This is a genomic window from Saccharothrix australiensis, assembly GCF_003634935.1.
Lineage (GTDB): Bacteria > Actinomycetota > Actinomycetes > Mycobacteriales > Pseudonocardiaceae > Actinosynnema > Actinosynnema australiense.
On record NZ_RBXO01000001.1, the window covers coordinates 4,548,639 to 4,567,195 of the forward strand.

The window sequence follows — 18,557 nt, forward strand, 5'->3', positions numbered from 1 at the left end:
CCGCGACCGCGCGACGGACGGCCGTTGTCCGGTGACGGGTCGGTGCGCAGGGTGTTGACCAGCCGGTCGCCCATCCAGCGGGCGGCCGGCGTGAGTCCACCCTTCCTCCCTGCAAGGAGAACACTCGTGGATCGGACATCCATCCGACGGGGCCTCCCCTGCCTGGCCCCCGTGGTCCTCGCCCTCACGGCGGTGCTGTCACCGGTGAGCGCGACCGCGGCGACCGACGACCGGGTCGCACCGCCGAACGGGCTGATCAGGACCCAGGAGCACACCGAGGTCCGGGAGGTCGTGCCGACGCGCGCGCCCCTGGACGTCACGCCGCGGGCCTCCAAGAAGTTGAACTACACCCAGCAGGTGCAGCAGCAGGACCAGTGGTGCTGGGCCGCGACCGGGGCCAGCATCGAGCGGACCCTGGGCGTGACCGTCAGCCAGCAGGCGTTCTGCGCCGCGGGCAAGGGCGGCGTGCCCGGCTACTGCCCGAACGAGGGCGCGGAGATCCCGGAGATCGTGGACGCCTTCCACGGCACGGGCTTCAAGGCCGAGGACGCCAACGGGCCGATCAGCTTCACGTCGATCACCCAGCAGATCGACGCCGGCATCCCGCACCTGACCGGCATCTACTGGACCTCCGGCGGCGGCCACGCCGAGGTCATCTACGGCTACGACAGCACCAACCAGACCCTGATGGTCGGCGACCCGTGGCCCGCGTACCAGCGCTACCAGACCTGGAACTACACCCAGTACCGCCGCAACGCCCGCTTCACCTGGGGCGACACGATCGTGAACATCGCCAAGGCCAGCTAACCCCCCGCCCCACTCCCCCCAACCTCTCTCTCCATCGCTCCCACTCACCACTCACACACGCCCCCCGCGAGGCCGCGTCGGTGGTTCGCGGCGCGGGTTTCGCCGATCACGCTCTTCGATCGGCGCAACCCGCCCCGCGAGCCACCGACTCCCAGGCGGCCGAGCCGCCCGACGAAGGAGGGCAAATCCAACACAGCGAGGCCGCGTCGGTGGTTCGTGGCGCGGGTTTCGCCGATCACGCTCTTCGATCGGCGCAACCCGCCCCGCGAGCCGCCGACTCAATGGCGGCCGAGCCGCCCGACGAAGGAGGGCAAATCCAACACAGCCGCGGGGAATGCGCATCGTCGAGGTGCCCATCCGATTCGAGGAGCGCACCGAGGGCGCGTCGAAGATGAGCTTCGCCGTCCGACTCGAATCCGCGCTGATGCCGTGGAAGCTGTTGTTCGACAAGAGCAACGAGTAGCCGCCCAAGGGCGGGGCGCGCCGTCAGGCGAACGGCGTGTCGAGCATCCCCGGCCCGAAGACCTCGTAGCGGATGCGCGAGTCCGGCACGCCGCGCCGCAGCAGGCCGGCCCGCACGTGCCGCATGAACGGCACCGGGCCGCACAGGTGGGCCGTCGCGTCGGCGGGCAGCGGGAGCGCCGCCACGTCGACCAGGCCGCCGCCCGGCGCGTCCTCGTACCAGGTGCGCAGCTCGGCGTCGGCCAGCCCGCGCACGAGACCGGCCACCTCGGCGCGCAGCGCGTGCCGCTCGGGCGAGCGCTCGCCGTGCGCGACCACCACCCGGCGGCTCGGCTGGGTGCGGGCGACGTGCTCCAGCATCGACACCATCGGCGTGATGCCGATGCCCGCGCTGATCAGCAGCACCGGTGACGTGCCGTCGTCCAGGGTGTGCTCCCCGGCGGGCGGTCCGACGAGCAGGGTGTCGTCGGCGCGCACGTGGTCGTGCAGGTGGCCGGACACCACGCCGTCCGGTGCGCCGCCCGTGCCGCGCACGCGCCGGACGGTGATGCGCAGCGCGTCGCCGCGCGGCGCCCGCGACAGCGAGTACTGCCGCGGCTGCCGGCGTCCGCCGGGCAGGTCGACCGCGACGGACACGTACTGGCCGGGGGTGAAGTGCGGCACCGGGCCGCCGTCGTCGGGCGCCAGGGTGAACGACACGGCGTCGACGGCCTCGTCCCGCCGCTCGACGACCCGCCAGTCGCGCCACACCGCCGCCGGGTCGATCCCGCCCCGCCGGTACAGGCGCGCCTCGGCCGCGCTCAGCGCGTCCGCCAGCAGCCGGTAGACCTCGTCCCACGCCGCCGCGACCGCCGGCGTCACCGCCGCGCCGAGGACCTCCGCGACCGCGCCCGACAGGTGCCTGCCGACGACCGGGTACTGCTCGGCGCGGACGCCCAGCGAGACGTGCTTGTGCGCGACGCGGGCGGCGATCGCGTCGAACGGCGCGCCACCGGGGTCCAGCAGGTGGTCGGCGTACGCGAGGACGGCCGACGCCAGCGCGACCCGCTGCCGCCCGCCGGCCTGGTTGCCCTGGTTGAACAGGTCGAGCAGCTCCGGGTGGGCGGCGAACAGCGACCGGTAGAACACCCCGGTGATCTCGACGGCGTGGTCGCGCACGACGGGCAGCGTCGCGCGCACCACCTCGGCTGACGCGGTGGACAACACTCGGCGTTCTCCTGTGGTGGGAGGGTCGGGGCCGCGGCGAGTGGGGCGGACGCCCACCACGACGGCGGGGCGCGGACGCCGCGGCACTCGCACCACCGACTCTCCCGGCGGACGCCGACGCCGGGCAGGGCGCAACGTCGGGCCCACGACGGGACCTCGTGCCCTGTCCCCGATCCCGGTCGACGCCCCGCCCCGTCAGCCCGCGGTCCACTCCTGGTCCGCCCAGGCCGGGTCGAGCGGGGTGTGCGCGATGTGGTTGGTGTAGTTGGACAGCGTCTTCATGCCCACGCCGAGGACGACGTCCAGCACGTGGCGACGGGTGTAGCCGGCGGCGAGGAACCGCGCCACCTGCTCCTCGCCCACCTCGCCTCGGTCGGCGACGATCGCCGCGGTGAGCACCCGCACCGCCTCCAAAGCGGTGTCGGGCAACGATTTCCCGGCCCGCAGCGCCTCCACCACGGCCGGGTCGGTGCCAACCTTCAGCGCGACCGTCGAGTGCGCGGCCACGCAGTACTCGCACCGGTTGCCGACGCTCGCGGTGATCCACACGACGTGCTTCGCCGCCACGGGCAGCGACGACCTGCCGAACTGCTCCGCCAGGGCGTTGTAGCCGGCCAGCAGCTCGGGCGACTCGGCCATGATGCCGTTGAGGCTGGTCACGAACCCCATGCGGTTCTTGCCCGCCGCCAGGTGCGCACGGGACTCCTCGGGGGCCGTCGTCTCGTCGTGGACGGTGAACTGCGCCATCAGGGAACCTCCTCGGTTCGGGTCGCCAGCGACCCGACAGCGGTCGCGACGGTCTGGGTGAGGGACTTCGGGTCGGCGCCGGCCCGCGACCGCAGGTTCACGCCGTAGGCGAGCAGCGCCAGCACGTCCGCGGCCGACTCGGGGTCGACGGCGGGCCCCAGCTCACCCGCCGCGCGGGCCCGCGCCAACGCCGCGCGCATCGCGTCGCGCAGCAGTTCGTGGTGCAGGCGCAGGACTTCGCGCACCTCGGGGTCGTCGTCGGCGCCGGTGTGCGCGTTGGAGACCAGGCAACCCCAGCGCGCGTGCTCGCCGGTGCAACGGGCCTCGACGAGCGCGCCGAAGAAGTCCGTGATCGCGGGCAGCCCGCGCGGGTCGTCGGCGAGCCGCCGCAGCGCAGGCCGGGACCGCTGGTCGACGTACCGGCGCAGCGCGGCCAGGTAGAGGTCCCGCTTGCCGCCGAAGGTGGCGTAGAGGCTGGACCGGTTGACGCCGGTGGCCGTGACCACGTCCTGGACGCCGGTCGCCGACACGCCCCGCCGCCAGAACAGCCGCATCGCGGTGTCCAGCGCCGCGTCCGGGTCGAAGTGCTTCACGTCGGGCACGGCCACCCCCGCCAACTTGAAACGCTCGTTCCAAGTTAGCGGCCGGGCGACCCGGACCGCAATCGCGGCGGCGGGACACCGCACCGGTCCGGTGCGCGCGGGCGCGGGTCCGCAGGCGGCGGTCGGTCCACGCGCCCCCCGAGGGTACGACGCACCGTTCATCGTGCTTCGACGGAGCGCTCAGTCACCGCGGCCCAGGCACACGAACGGACGCCGCAGCGGGTCCACCGCGATCGCGTCCGCCAGCGCCACCGCGGGCTCCGCGCCGGCGGCCAGGCTGCGGTGGTAGTCGTCCATCGTCGCGGCGCACGCCTGGTCGCCGACCCGGCTCAGCGGCGCGACCACCGTCCGCGCGCCGCAGGCGAGCAGGGCGCTGGCGAAACCCAGGGGCTCGTCACCGGTGCGGATGCGGTTGAGCGCCAGCTCGCAGGCGGCCAGCACGACGTGCCGGGGCGGCTGCGCGAGGCCGGCCAGCTCGTGCGCGTAGAGCGGGCCGTCACCGAGTTCGAGGCGGGAGAACAGGGCGTTCTCCGGCTCGTGCACGCCGTGCGCCGCCAAGTGCGCGATCTCCGCGCCGTCCAGCGCGGACAGCACCTCGGCCACTGCGGCCCGCTCGTCGGACATCAGCGCGGCGACGCCGTGGTGCGCGCCCAGCTTGTCGATCTCGCCGACCGCCGCGGGCAGTCCGGGGCCCCGGACCAGCACGGTGCGCCCCGCCGTCCGGTGCTCGACGCGGTCCGCCGCCAGCCAGGCGGTGGCGGAGGGCGCCACCACCGTCGGCCGCCCGCACAGCGACGGCAGCACGCCCCACGGCACCGCGTACAGCGCGCCGGTCGGCACGACCACCAGGTCGCGGTCGCCGATCAGCTCCGCCAGCGGGCGCACCAGCTGATCGTCGAGCCGGTCGGCCTGCTTGCGCGCGGACATCGCCATCACCTCGGCCAACGTCGCCGGCAGGTGGTCCGGCGCCAGGGCGTTGAGGTCCGCGTTGAGCACCCGCGCGCTCTCGGCCGCCCGCCCGGCCGACCCCAGCCGGGCCAGGCGGACGTCGGGGCCCACCACGACGACCGCGACCAGCGAGTCCTCCGAGGACGCGAAGCTGACCAGGGCGCGCTCGCCGAGCCGCGCCGCCACCTCGTCCAGCCCGGCGACCGGGCGCGGGGCGCCCCACCCGCCGGTGTGCCAGCCGAGCCGGTTGGCCTCCCGGAGCCGTTCGGCGCGGCGGGCGCGCAACGCGACCGTCGGGTGCCCGTCGTGCTGCGCCTGGTGGATCGACTGGGCGAGGCTGCGGACCTCCGCGATCCGCTCGGCGAGTTCCGGGTGGCCGGCGCGGGTCAGCGGCTCGTAGCGGTAGGTCTGCGCCCGCGTGCGCTCCAGCCAGGAGAACAGCCGGCGGGCGTTGCCGTCGGCCAGCACCAGGTGGACGGCCAGCTCGGCCAGCTCGCGCCCGTGCAGCGCGGTACCGGACAGCAGCTCCAGGCCGCCCATCCGGTCCCGCACGCGGCCGAGGTCGGTCAGCCCGGCCCGGATCTCGGCCAGCGCGACCGCGCGCTCGCCGCGGGCGACGGCGAGTTCGGCCCGGCACAGGCGGCGCAGCATCCGGTGGTCGATCGGCGTGAGCCTCCCCGGCCTGGGCACCCGGTCGAGGACGCGGTCGGCCGCGTCGACGTCACCGCGCCGCAGGGCCAACCGCACCGCGAGCATGCGCGCCAGCGCCGCCTGCTCGGCCAGCCGGGGCACGGGCAGCCGGTCGGCGAACGCCAGGACCCGGTGGGACAGCGGCCGGGAGGGCGCGCCGGACCGCAGCGCCACCACCGTGTCGACGCGCAGGCCCAGCAGCGTCGCGTTGGCGACGCACGTCTCGCAGCCCCACCGGCGCATCCGCTGCCGGGCCGAGGCCGCCATGGCGCGGGCGAGGTCGAGGTCGCCGGTCATGTACGCGGCGACGGCCCGGTACAGCTCCACGTCCGCCAGGTCGCGGGTGACGCTGTGCTCGGACCGCATCGCCGGCAGCACGAGGTCGAGTTGGTGGCCCGCCTCGTCGGCCAGCCCGGCGGCCATCAGCGCCTGCGCGCGGTGCAGGCCGAGCAGCGGGGGCACGTCCTGGCCCTGCTCGCGGTAGGACCGCTCGCTGCTCGCGTAGCGCCGCAGCGCGGCCGGGACGTCCCCGGTCCGCAGCTCCAGGCGGCCGAGCGCGTGGCTGGCGTCGGCGGCCCTGGCCCACAGCCCGTGCCCGGTCGCCAGCGCCACCGCCCTGGTCAGGTCCTGCCGCGCCGGACCGACCGACCCGAGCCGGGTGTGCGCCGTGCCCCGGCTCCACAGCGTCTTCACGATCGGCTCGACCAGCGACGGCGCGGGCTCGCCCGCCGCGAGCCTGCGCTCCTCGTGCTCCAGGGCGGAGTCCAGGGCCGCGACGCCGTCCTCGATCAGCCCCGCGTTGAGCAGCAGCAGGCCGCGGTTGTGGTCGACGCTCCCCCGCAGCTCCGCCTGGAGCAGCGGGTCCGCCACGTCGTCGATCAGGCGGCGCACGTCGGCCAGCCCGGCCAGCCCGACGGCCGGTCCCGCGCCCTCGGCCAGCAGCGCCGACCGCGTCGAGGCCAGTCGGATGCGCGCCACCAGCCAGTCGCCGCGGGTCACCGGCTCGGCTGGGTCGATCGTGTCGGCCAGCCGCGCACCGCGTTCGAGCAGCCGCATCGCTTCCCGGTGCCGGCCGGAGCACGACGCGTCGACCCCGTCGCGGTGCAGCCGGCGCACTTCGCGGATCACGGCGGACTCGTCCTGGACTGCGGTCACGGGCACGCGTCCATGACAACACAACAGGGCAGGAGAAAGCCCGCCGACCGGGGTCCCCGGTCGGCGGGCGTCGATCACACGTGCGAATGCCGATCACATCACGCGCGAATCAGGGCCTGCGCGGTGTCTGCACGCAGCCGTTGCCCGAGCACAGCGGCGTCAATTCGCCGTGCTCGTGCGCCGACTCCGGCGCGGATCCACGTTCCCCCTGGTCATGCTCGGCGTCACGGCGCGCGGCCGCGTCACCCTCGAATTCCTTCTCCGCGGTCTTGGACATGGTGATCCCCCCTCCCTGGTGATCTTCTTGGGCCGTGCGATCGACTCAACCAATTGCGTTGAGTCACGTTCGACGACCCCTACTCCCCCTCGGACGGACCAATACTGACACAACGGAGTAATTGGAGAGGAGGGGTTTTGCACATCTGGTAGTTGGCATCGGGCTGACGTGCACTGATAGCGCAACATTCACCCGATCAGGTGGCGATGGTTTCGCAATCGGTAGAACAGCGTGGAACGCACTGGAGCGAACCGGGAGTGGCGATCGGCAGCGGCACGACACGGACGACGTCACCGACCGCCGCGCCTACCGCTTCCGCGCGGTCGCCCGGTCGGCCAGGCCCACCAGCCGGCCGCGGGCGGCGGGGTCGAGGGGCACTCGCGCGAGCGCGCGCAGCCCCCGTGCGGCCAGCGCGGTGATCCGCCGCTCGACGACCGCGACCGCGCCGAGGTCGTGCAGCAGTTCGCGCACCTCCTCGACCATGCGCGCGTCGGCGGAGCGCGCATCGACGGGGTGGGCGTCGACGGGACGCGGGTCGGTGGGACGCGCATCGACGGGGTGGGCGTCGACGGGACGCGGGTCGGTGGGACGCGGGTCGGTGGGACGCGGGCCAGCCGGACGCGAGACAGCGGAACGCGGGTCGGTCGCGCGCGGATCGCCGGGGCGCGCATCGGTGAGGCGTGCGCCGGCGGTGGCGAGGTCGGTCGGACCATCCAGGCAGCGGCGCAACGACCGCACCACGTCGGGCCGCCCGGCGGCGCGGGCCAGGTCCAGGGCGATCGCCATCAGCGGTGTCCGCTTGCCCTCGCGCAGGTCGTCGCCGACCGGTTTGCCGGTGACCTCCTCGTCGCCGAACACGCCGAGCAGGTCGTCGCGCAACTGGTACGCGACACCGATGTCCCGGCCGAACGCGCACAGCGCCGCGGTGACTTCCGGCGGCGCGTCCGCCAGCGCCGCGCCCAGGTGCAGCGGGCGCTGCACGGTGTAGGACGCCGTCTTCAGCCGCGCCACCACCAGGGTCCGCTCGACCGACTCCTCGCGCCGCGCGCCCGCCAGCAGGTCCAGGTGCTGGCCGGCGATCATCTCGGTGCGCATCGCCTGCCACGGCGCCCAGGCGCGGGCCAGCGCGTCGGCGGGCAGCCCGGCGGTGACGAGCGCGTCGTCCGCCCACGCCAGCGCGAGGTCGCCGACCAGGATGGCCGCGCACTCGCCGTAGTGGTCCGGGTCGCCCGCCCACCGGGCGCGCTCGTGACGGGTGGCGAACGCGCGGTGCGCGGTGGGTCTGCCGCGGCGCGTGGCCGAGCGGTCCATCACGTCGTCGTGCACCAAAGCGCACGCCTGCAACAACTCCAGGGCGATCAGGGCGCGCAGCACCGGCTCCGCGCGCGGACCGCGCGACGCGCCGCCCGCCGCGCGCCACCCCCACCACGCGAACGTCGGGCGCAGCCGCTTGCCGCCGGACAGGACGAGCCCGGACAGCTCGGCCGTCAGCTCGGCGGCCTGCTCGACCTGCGGCCTGCGCCGGAGGAACGCCGCGAGTTCACCGTGCAGGCGCGCCGGCAGTTCGTCGTCGAGCGGGTGGTCCGTGCACGGGTCGATCGCACCCGCCGGCGACATGCCCCTCCTCAGCGGTCCCGATCAGGCCCACCGGCCCGATCGCCTGCTCCGTCCCCACCCGGATCGCCGCCCCCGGCGGGCGATCCGTCCCCGGGTCCACCCGTACCCGTCCGGGTCACCCGGTTCCGGCCAGGCTCCGAGCTAAGCAGCGCGGCGGTCGCCCCGCATGACGAGCGCGCCCGTTGTGCGGAGCCACGCCCGCCCACTTAGCGTGTCACGCGTGCCCACTCGGAAGGATGCGAGCCCGATGCCGGTCGACCGCGAACTCGACGCAGCCGCCATCACGGACCCGGTGCTGCGCGCGGCCTACCGGAGGTGCCGCGCGCTCAACGCCGAGCACGGCCGGACCTACTACCTCGCCACCAGGCTGCTGAGCCCGGAACGGCGGCCGGCGGTCCACGCGCTCTACGGGTTCGCGCGGTGGGCGGACGACATCTTGGACGAGGTGCACGACGGCCGCACGCCGGCCCGGCGCGCCGCCGAGCTGGAGCGCGTCGCGACCGCGCTGGCCGACGGTCTCGCGACCGGCGCGAGCCCGCACCCCGTGGTCGCGGCCGTGGTGGACACCGCCCGCCGCTACGGCATCCCGCACGCGCACTTCCACGACTTCCTCGCGTCGATGCGGATGGACCTGACCGTCACCGACTACCCGGACCGCGCGGCGCTGTCCCGGTACGTGCACGGTTCGGCGGCCGTCATCGGGCTCCAGGTGCTGCCCGTGCTCGGCACCCGCGTTCCCCAAGAGGAGGCCGAGCCCGCCGCGGCGGCGCTCGGGGTGGCGTTCCAGCTGACCAACTTCCTGCGGGACGTGGGCGAGGACCTCGACCGGGGGCGGGTCTACCTGCCCGCCGACGAGCTCGCCGCGTTCGGGGTGGACCGCGACCTGCTCGGGTGGGCGCGCCGCACGGGGCGCACCGAGCCGCGCCTCCGCCGCGCGCTGGCCCACCAGGTGGCCCTGACCCGCGCGGTGTACCGGGAGGCCGCGCCGGGCGTGGCGATGCTCGAACCCCGGTCACGGCTCTGCGTGGACACCGCTTTCCGGCTGTACGGCAGGATCCTGGACCTCATCGAGCAGGCCGACCACGACATCGTGTCGCGCCGGGTCGTGGTGTCCAGGCGCGGGCGGCTGGCGGTGGCGCTGCCCGCGTTCGCCCGCGCGGCGCTCGCCACCACCGCCTGACCGCCCCGCCTGACCGCCCCACCGGCCCGGACCGCGGACCACCCGAACCGCACGGACCGCCGACCACCCGACCACCTGACCACCTGACCATCGACCGTCCGGAGTGGACAGACACATGCGTCGACGACTCCCCCTGCGGATGTTCCGCAGCCGACCGTGGCCCGAGCAGGAACCGACGTGGCGCGACGCGAGCCCGGCGGTCATCGGGTCCGCGCTGAAGCGGGCCCTGGCCAAGCCGTCGGGGAACTGGTTCGTGGTCGCCGCGAGCCGGGAGGTGCGGTCCGACCGGCCCTTCGGCCGGACCGTCGCGGGCCGCGAGGTCGTCCTGTGGCGTGGTGCGGACGGCGGGCTGCGGGCGGGTGCCGGCGCGTGCCCGCACCTGGGCGCGCCGCTGTGCGACGGTGCCGTGCACGAGGGCAGGCTGGTGTGCCGGTGGCACGGCCTGGCGCTCGACGGGCGGAGGTTCGGCGCGTGGAGCCCCTACCCCGCCCACGACGACGGGGTGCTCGCGTGGGTGCGGCTCGACGACGTGGGCGGCGAGGAGCCGCTGCCCGAGCCGGTGCTGCCGACGCGACCGCCGCACGGGTCGATCGACGCCGTGCTGACCGCGATCGGTCGCTGCGAGCCCGACGACGTGGTGGCCAACCGGCTCGACCCGTGGCACGGCGCGTGGTTCCACCCGTACTCCTTCGCGAACCTGCGGGTCGCGGCGGCGGCGACCGAGGAGGACGACCGGTTCCTGGTGGAGGTGACGTTCCGGCTCGCGGGCCGCGTCGGGGTGCCGGTGGTGGCGGCGTTCTCGTGCCCCGAGCCGCGCACCGTGGTGATGCGCATCGTGTCCGGCGAGGGCGAGGGCAGCGTGGTGGAGACGCACGCCACCCCCTTGTCACCGGGACCGGGCGGCGTGGCCCGCACGGCGGTGATCGAGGCGACCGTCGCGCACTCGACGCGGCGCGGGTTCGCCCTGGCGCGCGCGGCGGCCCCGGTGCTGCGCCCGCTGATGCGGTGGGCGGCGGCCCGGCTGTGGCGGGACGACCTGGCCTACGCGGAACGCCGCTACGCCTTGCGCGCCACCGGTCGCCTGCCCGACTGAAGCCTCCGCCGGCCACCCCGCGCCCCTGGCCGCTCAGCCGCCCCGCGCCCCTGGCCGCTCAGCCGCCGCGTGCCACCGGCGTCACCCGACCGCCTCGGGCATCGGTCGGCTGCCCGGTCGCGCCACCGGCCATCCACCCGGCCACCGCGTGAACCGCCACGTCACCGACGACCGGGCGGCACCGGGTCGCGTCCCCACTTCCGCGCCACCGCGCGCAACAGCGGCACCCGACCCGTCGTGGGCACGCTCCACAGCGGTGTCCCCGCGACACCCCACCGCCCCAGCAGGTGGTTCGCGGCGGCGAACCCGGTGGTCGCCGCCCGCTCCATCAGCGCGACCGGCAGGTCGATCCGCGCGAGGTCGCCCGCCAGCACCAGGAACGGCTCGGGCGTGACCACCGCCGGACGGCGCGCGAACCCACCGGGCGGGAACAGCGGGCAGTCGGCGCGCAGCTCGTGCCGCTCGTCCACGATCCGCGCGGCCTTCGTCTCCGGGTACACCTCGTGCAGCCGCTCCAGCAACCGCTTCCGCGCATCGGCTTCGTCCACATCGGACGGTAGTGAGTAGCCGTGCAGCTCGACCACCGCGCCACCGGTGCGGGCCGCCCACGCCCGCGCCTCGTGCTCGTAGTGGTCCAGCACCGAGATGTTGTCCAACGCGCCGTGGCCGCTGGTGCCGACGAAGCCCGGCCGGTCCGGCGCGACCGGCCGGTCCAGCCAGTAGCGCGACACCAGGAACGGCGGCGCGGTCTCCAGCCGCGCGATGTCGGCCCGCCAGTCCGGCCCGCCCAGCTCCGGTGACGCGGCGACGACCCGCCGCAGGCCGGGCACGTCGGCGGCGAGCACCACGGCGTCCGCGTCGACCGCGCCGTCCGCCGTGTGCACGGTGAACCGGCGACGACCGCCGCGCGCCACCCGCGTCACCCCGGTCCCGGTGCGGACCGCCGCGCCCAGGTCCACCAGGCGGCGGCCGAGCGGGTCCCAGAGGCCGTGCGGGAACGGGTCGGCGGCCACGTCGAACAGCAGGCCCTCGCCGGAGCCCAGGAAGTAGATGTGGAACATCGTCACGAGTTCGGCGGCGGACATCCGGCTCGGGTGCGCGAAGAAGCTGCGGGAGAACACCTCGAACGCCAAGGCGTGCGCGGCTTCGGGGAAGCGCAGCCGGGCCAGGTAGTCGGCGGCGTCCAGGTGGTCCAGCTCGTGGTAGGTGCGCGGCACCGACACGTCCAGCAGGCGCAGCGCCGCCCGCGAGTCCACCGACCGCAGGTCGCGCCACCGGAACGTGGGGCTGCGCGCCAGGAAGCCCAGCGCGTTCCACGGCACCGCCGCGGGCAGGCCCGCGAAGCCGTCGCGGTGGCCGTCGGCGTGCCACAGCGGGTAGTCCGGCAGGCCCACCAGCGCGGCGCCCCGCGGGTCGACCCGCCGCAGCAAACCGCGCAGGTTGTAGTACTGGCGGAAGAAGGCGTGGAAGCCGCGCGTCATGGTGGCCGCGCTGCCGTCCGCGAGGCGGGTCGGCCAGCCGCCGACCCGGCCGCCCAGGTGCCGCTCGCGCTCGTACAGCACGACCCGCGCGCCGCGTTCGGCGAGCAGCGTCGCGGCGGCCAGGCCGGCGATCCCACCACCGACGACCACCACCGTCGGCCCGCTGTCCGCGAAGGACGGACGCCCCGGCGCGGCGTCGACCCGGACGGCCCGGCGGTCACGTCCCGGCACCGGGTTCCCCTTCCGCCGCGCGGCCGACGAAGGTGTGCGCGATGCCGCGCTGCCAGCCGGTGACGGCGTCGGTCCGCACGTCGACGAACCCGTTGCGCCGCAACCGGTCCCGCAGCCGGCTCGCGCCGTCGAACCGCAGCACGCTGCGCCACAGGTAGGTGTAGAGGCCGCGGTCGCGGGTCACGAGCCACCCGCTCGGGATCACCACCGACCAGCACACGGCGGTCCAGATCGCGGCGCGCACCCGCGAGTCCGCCACCGAGTACTCGTGCAGCACCACCCGCCCGCCGGGGCGCAGCAGCCCGCGCACCGCGCGCAGGGTCGCGTCCGGGTCCGGCAGGTTGCGCACCAGGTACGCGGCGAAGACCGCGTCGAACGGCCCCTCGACGCCGGCCGCGGCGAGGTCCTCCGCCCGGCAGTGGACGAAGGTCACGTGGTCGGGCCAGTTCTTCGCCCGCGCACGGGCGAGCATCCCGCCCGACGCGTCCACCGCGACGACCTCCGCGCCCGGCGCGACGGACAGCAGCGCCGCCGTCGACGCGCCCGTGCCGCACCCGAGGTCGAGCACCCGCGCGCCCGACGCGGGCAGCCCCAGCGCCCGCGCCGACCGCCGCAGGGCGCGGTGGTAGCCGGGGTTCATCGCCACGAGCAGGTCGTAACCCGCCGCCGCGCCGTCGAACGCCTCCGGCACCCCGCCGACGCCCACGCGGCGCGTCACACGGCCTCCCCGGTCCGCGCCCGTTCCCACAGCAGCAGCGTCAGGGTGACCATCGAGAAGCCGAACAGGAAGTCCTCCACCGGGATGTCCCAAGGGAACCGGATGCCGCTGATCGCCCACTCCGCGTACCGCACGATCGGGGCGTCCAGCTTGGTCAGCCACCCGTCCACCGGCACCTGGAAGGCGAACACGATCGCCATCGTCAGCCAGTACGCGGGCCGCCGGAACAACCCGGTGCGCAGCACCGCGAACTCCGCCGCCACCACCAGCACCACCGACACCACGGCTGCGATCAGGTACTCCCTACTCACCCGACAGCCGCCCGACCCGGTCCCGCGCGCGACCGGCCCGCGCCGCCAACCCGATCACCGCCTCATAGGTCAATACCGCGCACAGCGGCACCACCACGAAGAACAGCACCTCCTCCAACGGCAGCGCGCCGAGCACCACGACCCCCGTGGTGAACGCCTCGCTGAAACTCCAGTGCCCGCGCAGGAAGGCGAGCAGGTCCCACAGGCCGAACAGCACCAGCACCGGCGCGATCGCCCGCGCCAGCGCGGGCAGCCTCCGGTAGACGCCGACACCCACCGGTTCCAGCGGGGCCGTCACGAGCAGGCACGCCACCAGCACCGCGAGGTACTGCCAACGATCCATCCGATCCTCCGCCCGGCTCGTCCCCGGTTGCCGCTCCCGTGCGCGCGGCGCGGTCCCCGTGCCCGCGCCCTCCCGGCGACTCCCCGGCGGACCGCCCCTCCCAGCACCGTAGGGGGACCGCGCACCGTCCGCATGACGGCGAACCGGGTCCCCCGCCCGGTGTGCCGTCCGGCGCGCGCGGGTACCCGTCGTTCCCGGACCGGACGACGAACAGGAGTCGGACGTTGAGCAGCTACGAACACCGAGCGGCGGTCGACCTCGCCCCGGACCGGTTGTTCGACTTCCTCGCGGAGCCGAAGAACCTGCCGCGCTACTTCCCGGAGCTGACCGAGGTGGACCCCGTCGGGGGCGACCGGGTCCACGTGGAGGCCGACCTCGGCGACCGCCACGTCGCCGCCGACGGCTGGTTGCGCGTCGACCGCGACCGCAGGACCCTCTCCTGGGGCACGCCCGGCGAGACGGACTACCACGGCGAGCTGAGCGTGACCGGGCAGGACGCCGGCCGCAGCGAGATCGTGGTGACCCTCCACACCGAACGGGCGGGCGGCCCGGAGATCCAGCGCAGCCTGGAGGAGGCGGTGGCCGTTCTGGCGCACAGGGCGACCGCCGAAACCGACGCTGCCGCCGCGGAGAAGGGCGACGAGTGGTACTGACCGCCTATGCGCGGTGCTGACGACCGATGAACAGCGTTGGCGGCGGGCGCGTGACGCCGACACACCGGTGCACGACACACGACGGCGCACAACACACAGCGCACAACAAACAACACACAGCGAACAGCGCACAGCTCTGAGGAGCGGCGCTTCACCGTGGCCCGGCGAGGTGATCCGCGTCATGCGCGCTTGAGCCTCACACCGGTGTGAGGCTTTACCGTCGCCGACATGTCCACTTTCGTCGTCCATCGAAATGGTGCACCCGCGACCGCGGAAGAGCTGTCCCCCCTGGCCTTCGCGGGCTACGCGCACTTCACCGCCATGCAGGTGCGGGACGGACGGGTCCGGGGCCTCGACCTCCACCTGGAACGGCTCGCGGTCGCCTCGGTGGAGCTGTTCGGCCGGGCGCTGCCCGACGACCGGGTGCGGTCGCTGCTGCGCGCGGCGTGGCAGGACGGCCCGGCGGACGTCTCGCTGACCGCCACCGTCCACTCGGCAGCGGGCGAGTTCACCGCGGCCGACGGCGAACTCGACGTCCTGGTGCGCACGGGACCGCCCGCGTCGGCTCCGGCCGGTCCGCTGGCGCTGGCCACCGTCGAGCACGAACGGGTCCTGCCGGCGGTGAAGCACGTCGGCGAGGTGGCCAAGACGTACTTCCTGCGCCGGGCGATCGCGCAGGGGTTCGACGACGCCGCCTTCGTCGACCGCCGGGGCAGGCTGAGCGAGGCGACGATCTGGAACCTGGTGTTCTGGGACGGCGCGGCGGTCGTGTGGCCGGTGGCGGAGGTGCTGGCCGGCACGGCGATGGGCGTCGTGCGGCGTCAGCTCGACCGGCTCGGGGTGCCCCAGGTGGAACGGGCGGTCACCCCCGACGACGTGCCGGCGCTGGCCGGCGCGGCGGTCATGAACTCGTGGTCGCCGGGCGTGCCGGTGAGCCGGATCGGTTCCGCGCCGCTGCCCGGCGCACCGTCCTTCCTCGACCTGCTCCACCGGGCCTACCAGGCCGAACCCCTCGTCGCGCTGTGACACCACCGCCGGGCGCACGTGTGCGCCCGGCGGTGAGGGGACGCCTCCGGTCACGAGGGGGGAGGATGACCGGAGGCTGGTTCAGGGGTCGGCGCGGCGGTCGCCTCTCGGCGGGTGGCACGACGCGGCTCCAGCCGAACGGTATTCCGCGAAGGCTCTTCAAGTGAGGCCCGGGGGACACGAACCGCGCCGACCTCCTCCTTCAACGGCGCGGTGCGACCCGGTGTTCCCACGGCGGGGTGGCGTCGGACACACCGCTCCGCCTCAGAACGAGGCCAGCAGCTCCCGGCACGCCTGCTCGCACGCGCGGCACGCCTCGGCGCAGATCCGGCAGTGCTCGTGCATCCCGGCGTGGCCGCCGCACTCGTCGCCGCACGCCTTGCACACCGTCACGCACGCTTCCAGCACCGCCCGGCTGACGTCGGCGTTGTAGGCGGTGTGCCGCGACATCACCCGCACGGTCGCCGTGCAGACGTCCGCGCAGTCCAGGTTGGTGCGCACGCACTTGACCAGCTCGGCCACGGAGCTTTCGCCGAGGCACGCGTCCGCGCAGGCCGTGCACGCCTCGGCGCACGCGTTCAGGGCGTCGATGGTGGCGGCGAGCTTCCCCCGGTCCAGACCGATCTCCGCCGGGTGGGTCCGCAGCATCGGCATCGTCGTCGTGGTCATCCGTCCACTCCTCGGGATCGCGGGCTTCCACCGTGGGCTACCCGCCACCGCGGTGGCGAACCGCTCCCGCCGGTCCCCCGACGGGGTCCGACCCGCCACCCGGAAGGCCGACCGGGCGCGTCGGCCCGGCCGGGCGGGGTAGTCACCGCGCGAGGAGGACGACATGGCCGAACAGCGAACACAGCGGAAGACGGACCGGACCCGCGAGGCGGGGGACGGCGGGCTGAGCGGGTTGACCGTGGCCGAGTTGCGGAAGAGGGCGTCGGGCCTCGGCATCCACGGCGTGCACGACCTGCACAAGGACGAGCTCGTCGCGGCCCTCGACGAGGCGCTGCGGGACCGGGGCGCGCCGAAGCCGCGCGGCGAGGACGAGGCGGGCGGCGTGCGCACCGGCGAGCGGACGTCCAAGAGCGTCGGCTACTCCCAGGAGGTGCGCTCGCCGGACGACGAGCCGGAGCGGCCCGGTCGCAGCCTCGTCACCACCAGTCACGACGTCATCCGGCAGTGGGCCGAGGAGCGCGACGCGAAGCCCGCGACCATCGAGGGCACCCGGCACGGCGACCACCTCGGCGTCCTGCGGCTGGACTTCCCCGGCTACGGCGGCGGGGAGGACCTGCGCCACGTCGGGTGGGACGAGTGGTTCGACACGTTCGACCGACGCCGGTTGAACTTCCTCTACCAGGAGAAGCGCTCGGACGGCTCGCCCAGCAACTTCTTCCGCCTGGAGAGCCCGGACCGCGAGGACGGCTGACGCCCCGGTGTGCCATCACGCCGTCGGGGGTAACCCGGTGGTGAGCACGAACGACGCCGGGAGGCCGCAGTGCAACCGTTCGCCTTCACCCCCTGGACCTGGCGCGACCCCTCGTGGCTCGCCGACCGCGACCGGACGTGGTCCGAGGACCGCGACCGCGGTGCGGACACCACGCGCGCGGGAGTCGCCGGGGACGCGTCGGACGCCGCGTCGGACGCCGCGTCGGACGCCGCGTCGGACAGCGGGGCCGCCGGGCAGGCGGACGCCGCCGAGCACCCCGACGCGGGCCTGGCCGGCTACCACGTGGAGGCCACCGACGGCGGCATCGGCAAGATCGACGAGGACACCGGGCGGGTGCCCGCCGACTGCCTGATGGTGGACACCGGCCCGTGGATCTTCGGCCGCCGGGTGGTCCTCCCGGTGGGCACCGTCCAGCGGGTCGACCACGAGGAGCGCAAGGTCTACGTCGACCGCACCAAGGACCAGATCAAGGACGCCCCCGGGTACGACCCGGACGGCGACCACGACGAGTACCGCCGCCGCACGGGCGACTACTACGTGGAGAGCTACCGCCTGCTGCCCCCGCTGCTGTGAGGCGGTGACAGCGGGTGGTCCCGGACGGGGAGGCACGGTGACGCGCCACGGCGACGACATCGCGGCGTTGGCCGCGCCGCTGGCGACGCGGGCGACTTCGACGCGCTGCTCGACCGGGTCGGCGACGCGCGGGTGGTGATGGTCGGCGAGGCCGGCCACGGCACGCACGAGTTCTACCGGTGGCGGGCGCTGCTCACGCGGCGGCTGATCGCCGAGCGGCGTTTCTCGTTCGTGGCCGTGGAGGGCGACTGGCCCGACTGCGACCGGGTCGACCGGGCGGTGCGGTGCCGACCCGGCGCGCCCGCCGACCCGCGCGAGGCGCTGGTGGCGTTCGAGCGCTGGCCGACGTGGATGTGGGCCAATCCTCACCCACCTGCGGGAGCACGACCCCGGCGAGGTGCCCGCCGCGCCGGCCGCGTACCGGTGCTTCGAGCCGTACGACGAGGACCCGCGGAACTACGCGATGGCCACCAGGCTGGTGCCGGACACCTGCGCGAACGAGGTCGTCGGCCTGCTGGTGCGGCTGCGGCGGCGCGCGGCGGCCGACGCCGAGCGGTTCGGGACGTGGCAGAACGCCGAGGTCGTCGCGGGCGCGGAACGCTACTACCGGGCGATGATCGGCGGCGGGCGCGAGTCCTGGAACATCCGGGACCGGCACATGGACGACACCCTCGCTTGCCTCGGCTCCGCCGAGGCGGCGGGCCCGCCTGGAAGTCGGCCCATCGCGTCTGATTTCCGCCGATCCAAAAGCACGATCGTCGGAAATGAGACGCGACAGACCGACGCGGCCCCGCAGGGCTGGACCGCATCCGCTTTCGGCGGGGTGAACCGGCCTCGGCACCAATGGGTTCGGGGACGGTCGGGCGAGGTCGTTGCCCGACCGTCCCCCACCGGAGTCGCATGACGAATCCGCGTCCGGGCGCCCGCGTCCTTCCCAGTGCCCGCACCGCACAGGGCACCCGGACGACGGAACACTGGGAGGACCGATGACACCGG

The 18,557-nt window shown here is 74.9% G+C and carries 19 protein-coding genes and 1 pseudogene; 9 read left to right on the forward strand and 11 right to left on the reverse strand.

Annotation, left to right across the window (positions count from 1 at the left end; genetic code table 11):
- The first annotated feature begins 126 nt into the window (after nt 1-126).
- Both C8E97_RS19465 and C8E97_RS36550 read left to right on the forward strand, forming a co-directional pair.
- On the forward strand, nt 127-807 hold the full coding sequence (locus C8E97_RS19465) for a papain-like cysteine protease family protein (protein WP_121007003.1): 681 nt from the start codon (nt 127-129) through the stop codon (nt 805-807).
- A 334-nt stretch (nt 808-1,141) separates the two neighbouring features.
- Entirely contained in the window at nt 1,142-1,270 is a 129-nt protein-coding gene (locus C8E97_RS36550; protein ID WP_281275443.1) for a hypothetical protein, read from the forward strand.
- Between the two features lie 23 nt (nt 1,271-1,293).
- On the opposite strand, the gene C8E97_RS19475 is transcribed toward C8E97_RS36550, so the two are convergent.
- The 6 genes from C8E97_RS19475 to C8E97_RS19495 form a co-directional block, all read right to left on the reverse strand.
- A complete protein-coding gene (locus C8E97_RS19475) occupies nt 1,294-2,475 on the reverse strand; it encodes a globin domain-containing protein (protein ID WP_121007004.1) in 1,182 nt (393 codons plus the stop codon).
- 195 nt (nt 2,476-2,670) lie between these two features.
- The gene (locus C8E97_RS19480) at nt 2,671-3,222 is read right to left on the reverse strand and encodes a carboxymuconolactone decarboxylase family protein (RefSeq protein WP_121007005.1); all 552 of its coding nucleotides are present in this window, start codon (nt 3,220-3,222) and stop codon (nt 2,671-2,673) included.
- Complete coding sequence (locus C8E97_RS19485) at nt 3,222-3,830, reverse strand: TetR/AcrR family transcriptional regulator (RefSeq protein ID WP_246019389.1); 609 nt, start codon at nt 3,828-3,830, stop codon at nt 3,222-3,224. Before C8E97_RS19485 ends, C8E97_RS19480 begins: the two co-directional genes overlap by 1 nt.
- A gap of 174 nt (nt 3,831-4,004) precedes the next feature.
- A complete protein-coding gene (locus C8E97_RS19490) occupies nt 4,005-6,617 on the reverse strand; it encodes a CHAT domain-containing protein (protein ID WP_246019015.1) in 2,613 nt (870 codons plus the stop codon).
- Nucleotides 6,618-6,726: 109 nt separating this feature from the next.
- Nucleotides 6,727-6,894: a hypothetical protein gene (locus C8E97_RS34685; RefSeq protein ID WP_170211914.1), complete on the reverse strand. Its 168-nt coding sequence runs from the start codon at nt 6,892-6,894 to the stop codon at nt 6,727-6,729.
- Between the two features lie 306 nt (nt 6,895-7,200).
- Nucleotides 7,201-8,511 (reverse strand): polyprenyl synthetase family protein, encoded by a 1,311-nt coding sequence (locus C8E97_RS19495; RefSeq protein ID WP_121007006.1) that lies wholly within the window; start codon nt 8,509-8,511, stop codon nt 7,201-7,203.
- 247 nt (nt 8,512-8,758) lie between these two features.
- Here C8E97_RS19495 and C8E97_RS19500 point away from each other — a divergent pair, with 247 nt between their 5' ends.
- Both C8E97_RS19500 and C8E97_RS19505 read left to right on the forward strand, forming a co-directional pair.
- On the forward strand, nt 8,759-9,691 hold the full coding sequence (locus C8E97_RS19500; RefSeq protein ID WP_121007007.1) for a phytoene/squalene synthase family protein: 933 nt from the start codon (nt 8,759-8,761) through the stop codon (nt 9,689-9,691).
- Between the two features lie 115 nt (nt 9,692-9,806).
- Nucleotides 9,807-10,784, forward strand: a complete 978-nt coding sequence (locus C8E97_RS19505; protein WP_121007008.1) for a DUF5914 domain-containing protein — start codon at nt 9,807-9,809, stop codon at nt 10,782-10,784.
- A gap of 161 nt (nt 10,785-10,945) precedes the next feature.
- Here the strand turns inward: C8E97_RS19505 and C8E97_RS19510 are convergent, their stop codons facing one another.
- From C8E97_RS19510 to C8E97_RS19525, 4 genes are read right to left on the reverse strand one after another with little or no spacing between them, the layout of a single operon-like run.
- Nucleotides 10,946-12,496 carry an FAD-dependent oxidoreductase gene (locus tag C8E97_RS19510; RefSeq protein ID WP_121007009.1) on the reverse strand — a complete coding sequence of 517 codons (1,551 nt, stop codon included), beginning with the start codon at nt 12,494-12,496 and terminating at the stop codon, nt 10,946-10,948.
- Nucleotides 12,483-13,214: a class I SAM-dependent methyltransferase gene (locus C8E97_RS19515; RefSeq protein ID WP_246019016.1), complete on the reverse strand. Its 732-nt coding sequence runs from the start codon at nt 13,212-13,214 to the stop codon at nt 12,483-12,485. Before C8E97_RS19515 ends, C8E97_RS19510 begins: the two co-directional genes overlap by 14 nt.
- Nucleotides 13,211-13,525, reverse strand: a complete 315-nt coding sequence (locus C8E97_RS19520) for a lycopene cyclase domain-containing protein (protein WP_121007010.1) — start codon at nt 13,523-13,525, stop codon at nt 13,211-13,213. Before C8E97_RS19520 ends, C8E97_RS19515 begins: the two co-directional genes overlap by 4 nt.
- Entirely contained in the window at nt 13,518-13,868 is a 351-nt protein-coding gene (locus C8E97_RS19525; protein WP_121007011.1) for a lycopene cyclase domain-containing protein, read from the reverse strand. Before C8E97_RS19525 ends, C8E97_RS19520 begins: the two co-directional genes overlap by 8 nt.
- Nucleotides 13,869-14,092: 224 nt before the next feature.
- Here C8E97_RS19525 and C8E97_RS19530 point away from each other — a divergent pair, with 224 nt between their 5' ends.
- Entirely contained in the window at nt 14,093-14,521 is a 429-nt protein-coding gene (locus C8E97_RS19530) for an SRPBCC family protein (RefSeq protein WP_121011933.1), read from the forward strand.
- Between the two features lie 228 nt (nt 14,522-14,749).
- Complete coding sequence (locus tag C8E97_RS19535) at nt 14,750-15,547, forward strand: aminotransferase class IV family protein (RefSeq protein ID WP_121007012.1); 798 nt, start codon at nt 14,750-14,752, stop codon at nt 15,545-15,547.
- Nucleotides 15,548-15,811: 264 nt separating this feature from the next.
- Here the strand turns inward: C8E97_RS19535 and C8E97_RS19540 are convergent, their stop codons facing one another.
- On the reverse strand, nt 15,812-16,216 hold the full coding sequence (locus tag C8E97_RS19540) for a four-helix bundle copper-binding protein (protein WP_121007013.1): 405 nt from the start codon (nt 16,214-16,216) through the stop codon (nt 15,812-15,814).
- A gap of 163 nt (nt 16,217-16,379) precedes the next feature.
- Here C8E97_RS19540 and C8E97_RS19545 point away from each other — a divergent pair, with 163 nt between their 5' ends.
- The 3 genes and pseudogenes from C8E97_RS19545 to C8E97_RS19555 all read left to right on the forward strand — a co-directional run bounded on the left by C8E97_RS19545 (nt 16,380) and on the right by C8E97_RS19555 (nt 18,465).
- Entirely contained in the window at nt 16,380-16,967 is a 588-nt protein-coding gene (locus C8E97_RS19545) for a hypothetical protein (protein WP_211347080.1), read from the forward strand.
- A 69-nt stretch (nt 16,968-17,036) separates the two neighbouring features.
- The gene (locus tag C8E97_RS19550) at nt 17,037-17,561 is read left to right on the forward strand and encodes a PRC-barrel domain containing protein (protein ID WP_121007014.1); all 525 of its coding nucleotides are present in this window, start codon (nt 17,037-17,039) and stop codon (nt 17,559-17,561) included.
- 138 nt (nt 17,562-17,699) lie between these two features.
- A pseudogene (locus tag C8E97_RS19555) lies at nt 17,700-18,465 on the forward strand (erythromycin esterase family protein).
- Nucleotides 18,466-18,557 lie beyond the last annotated feature (92 nt).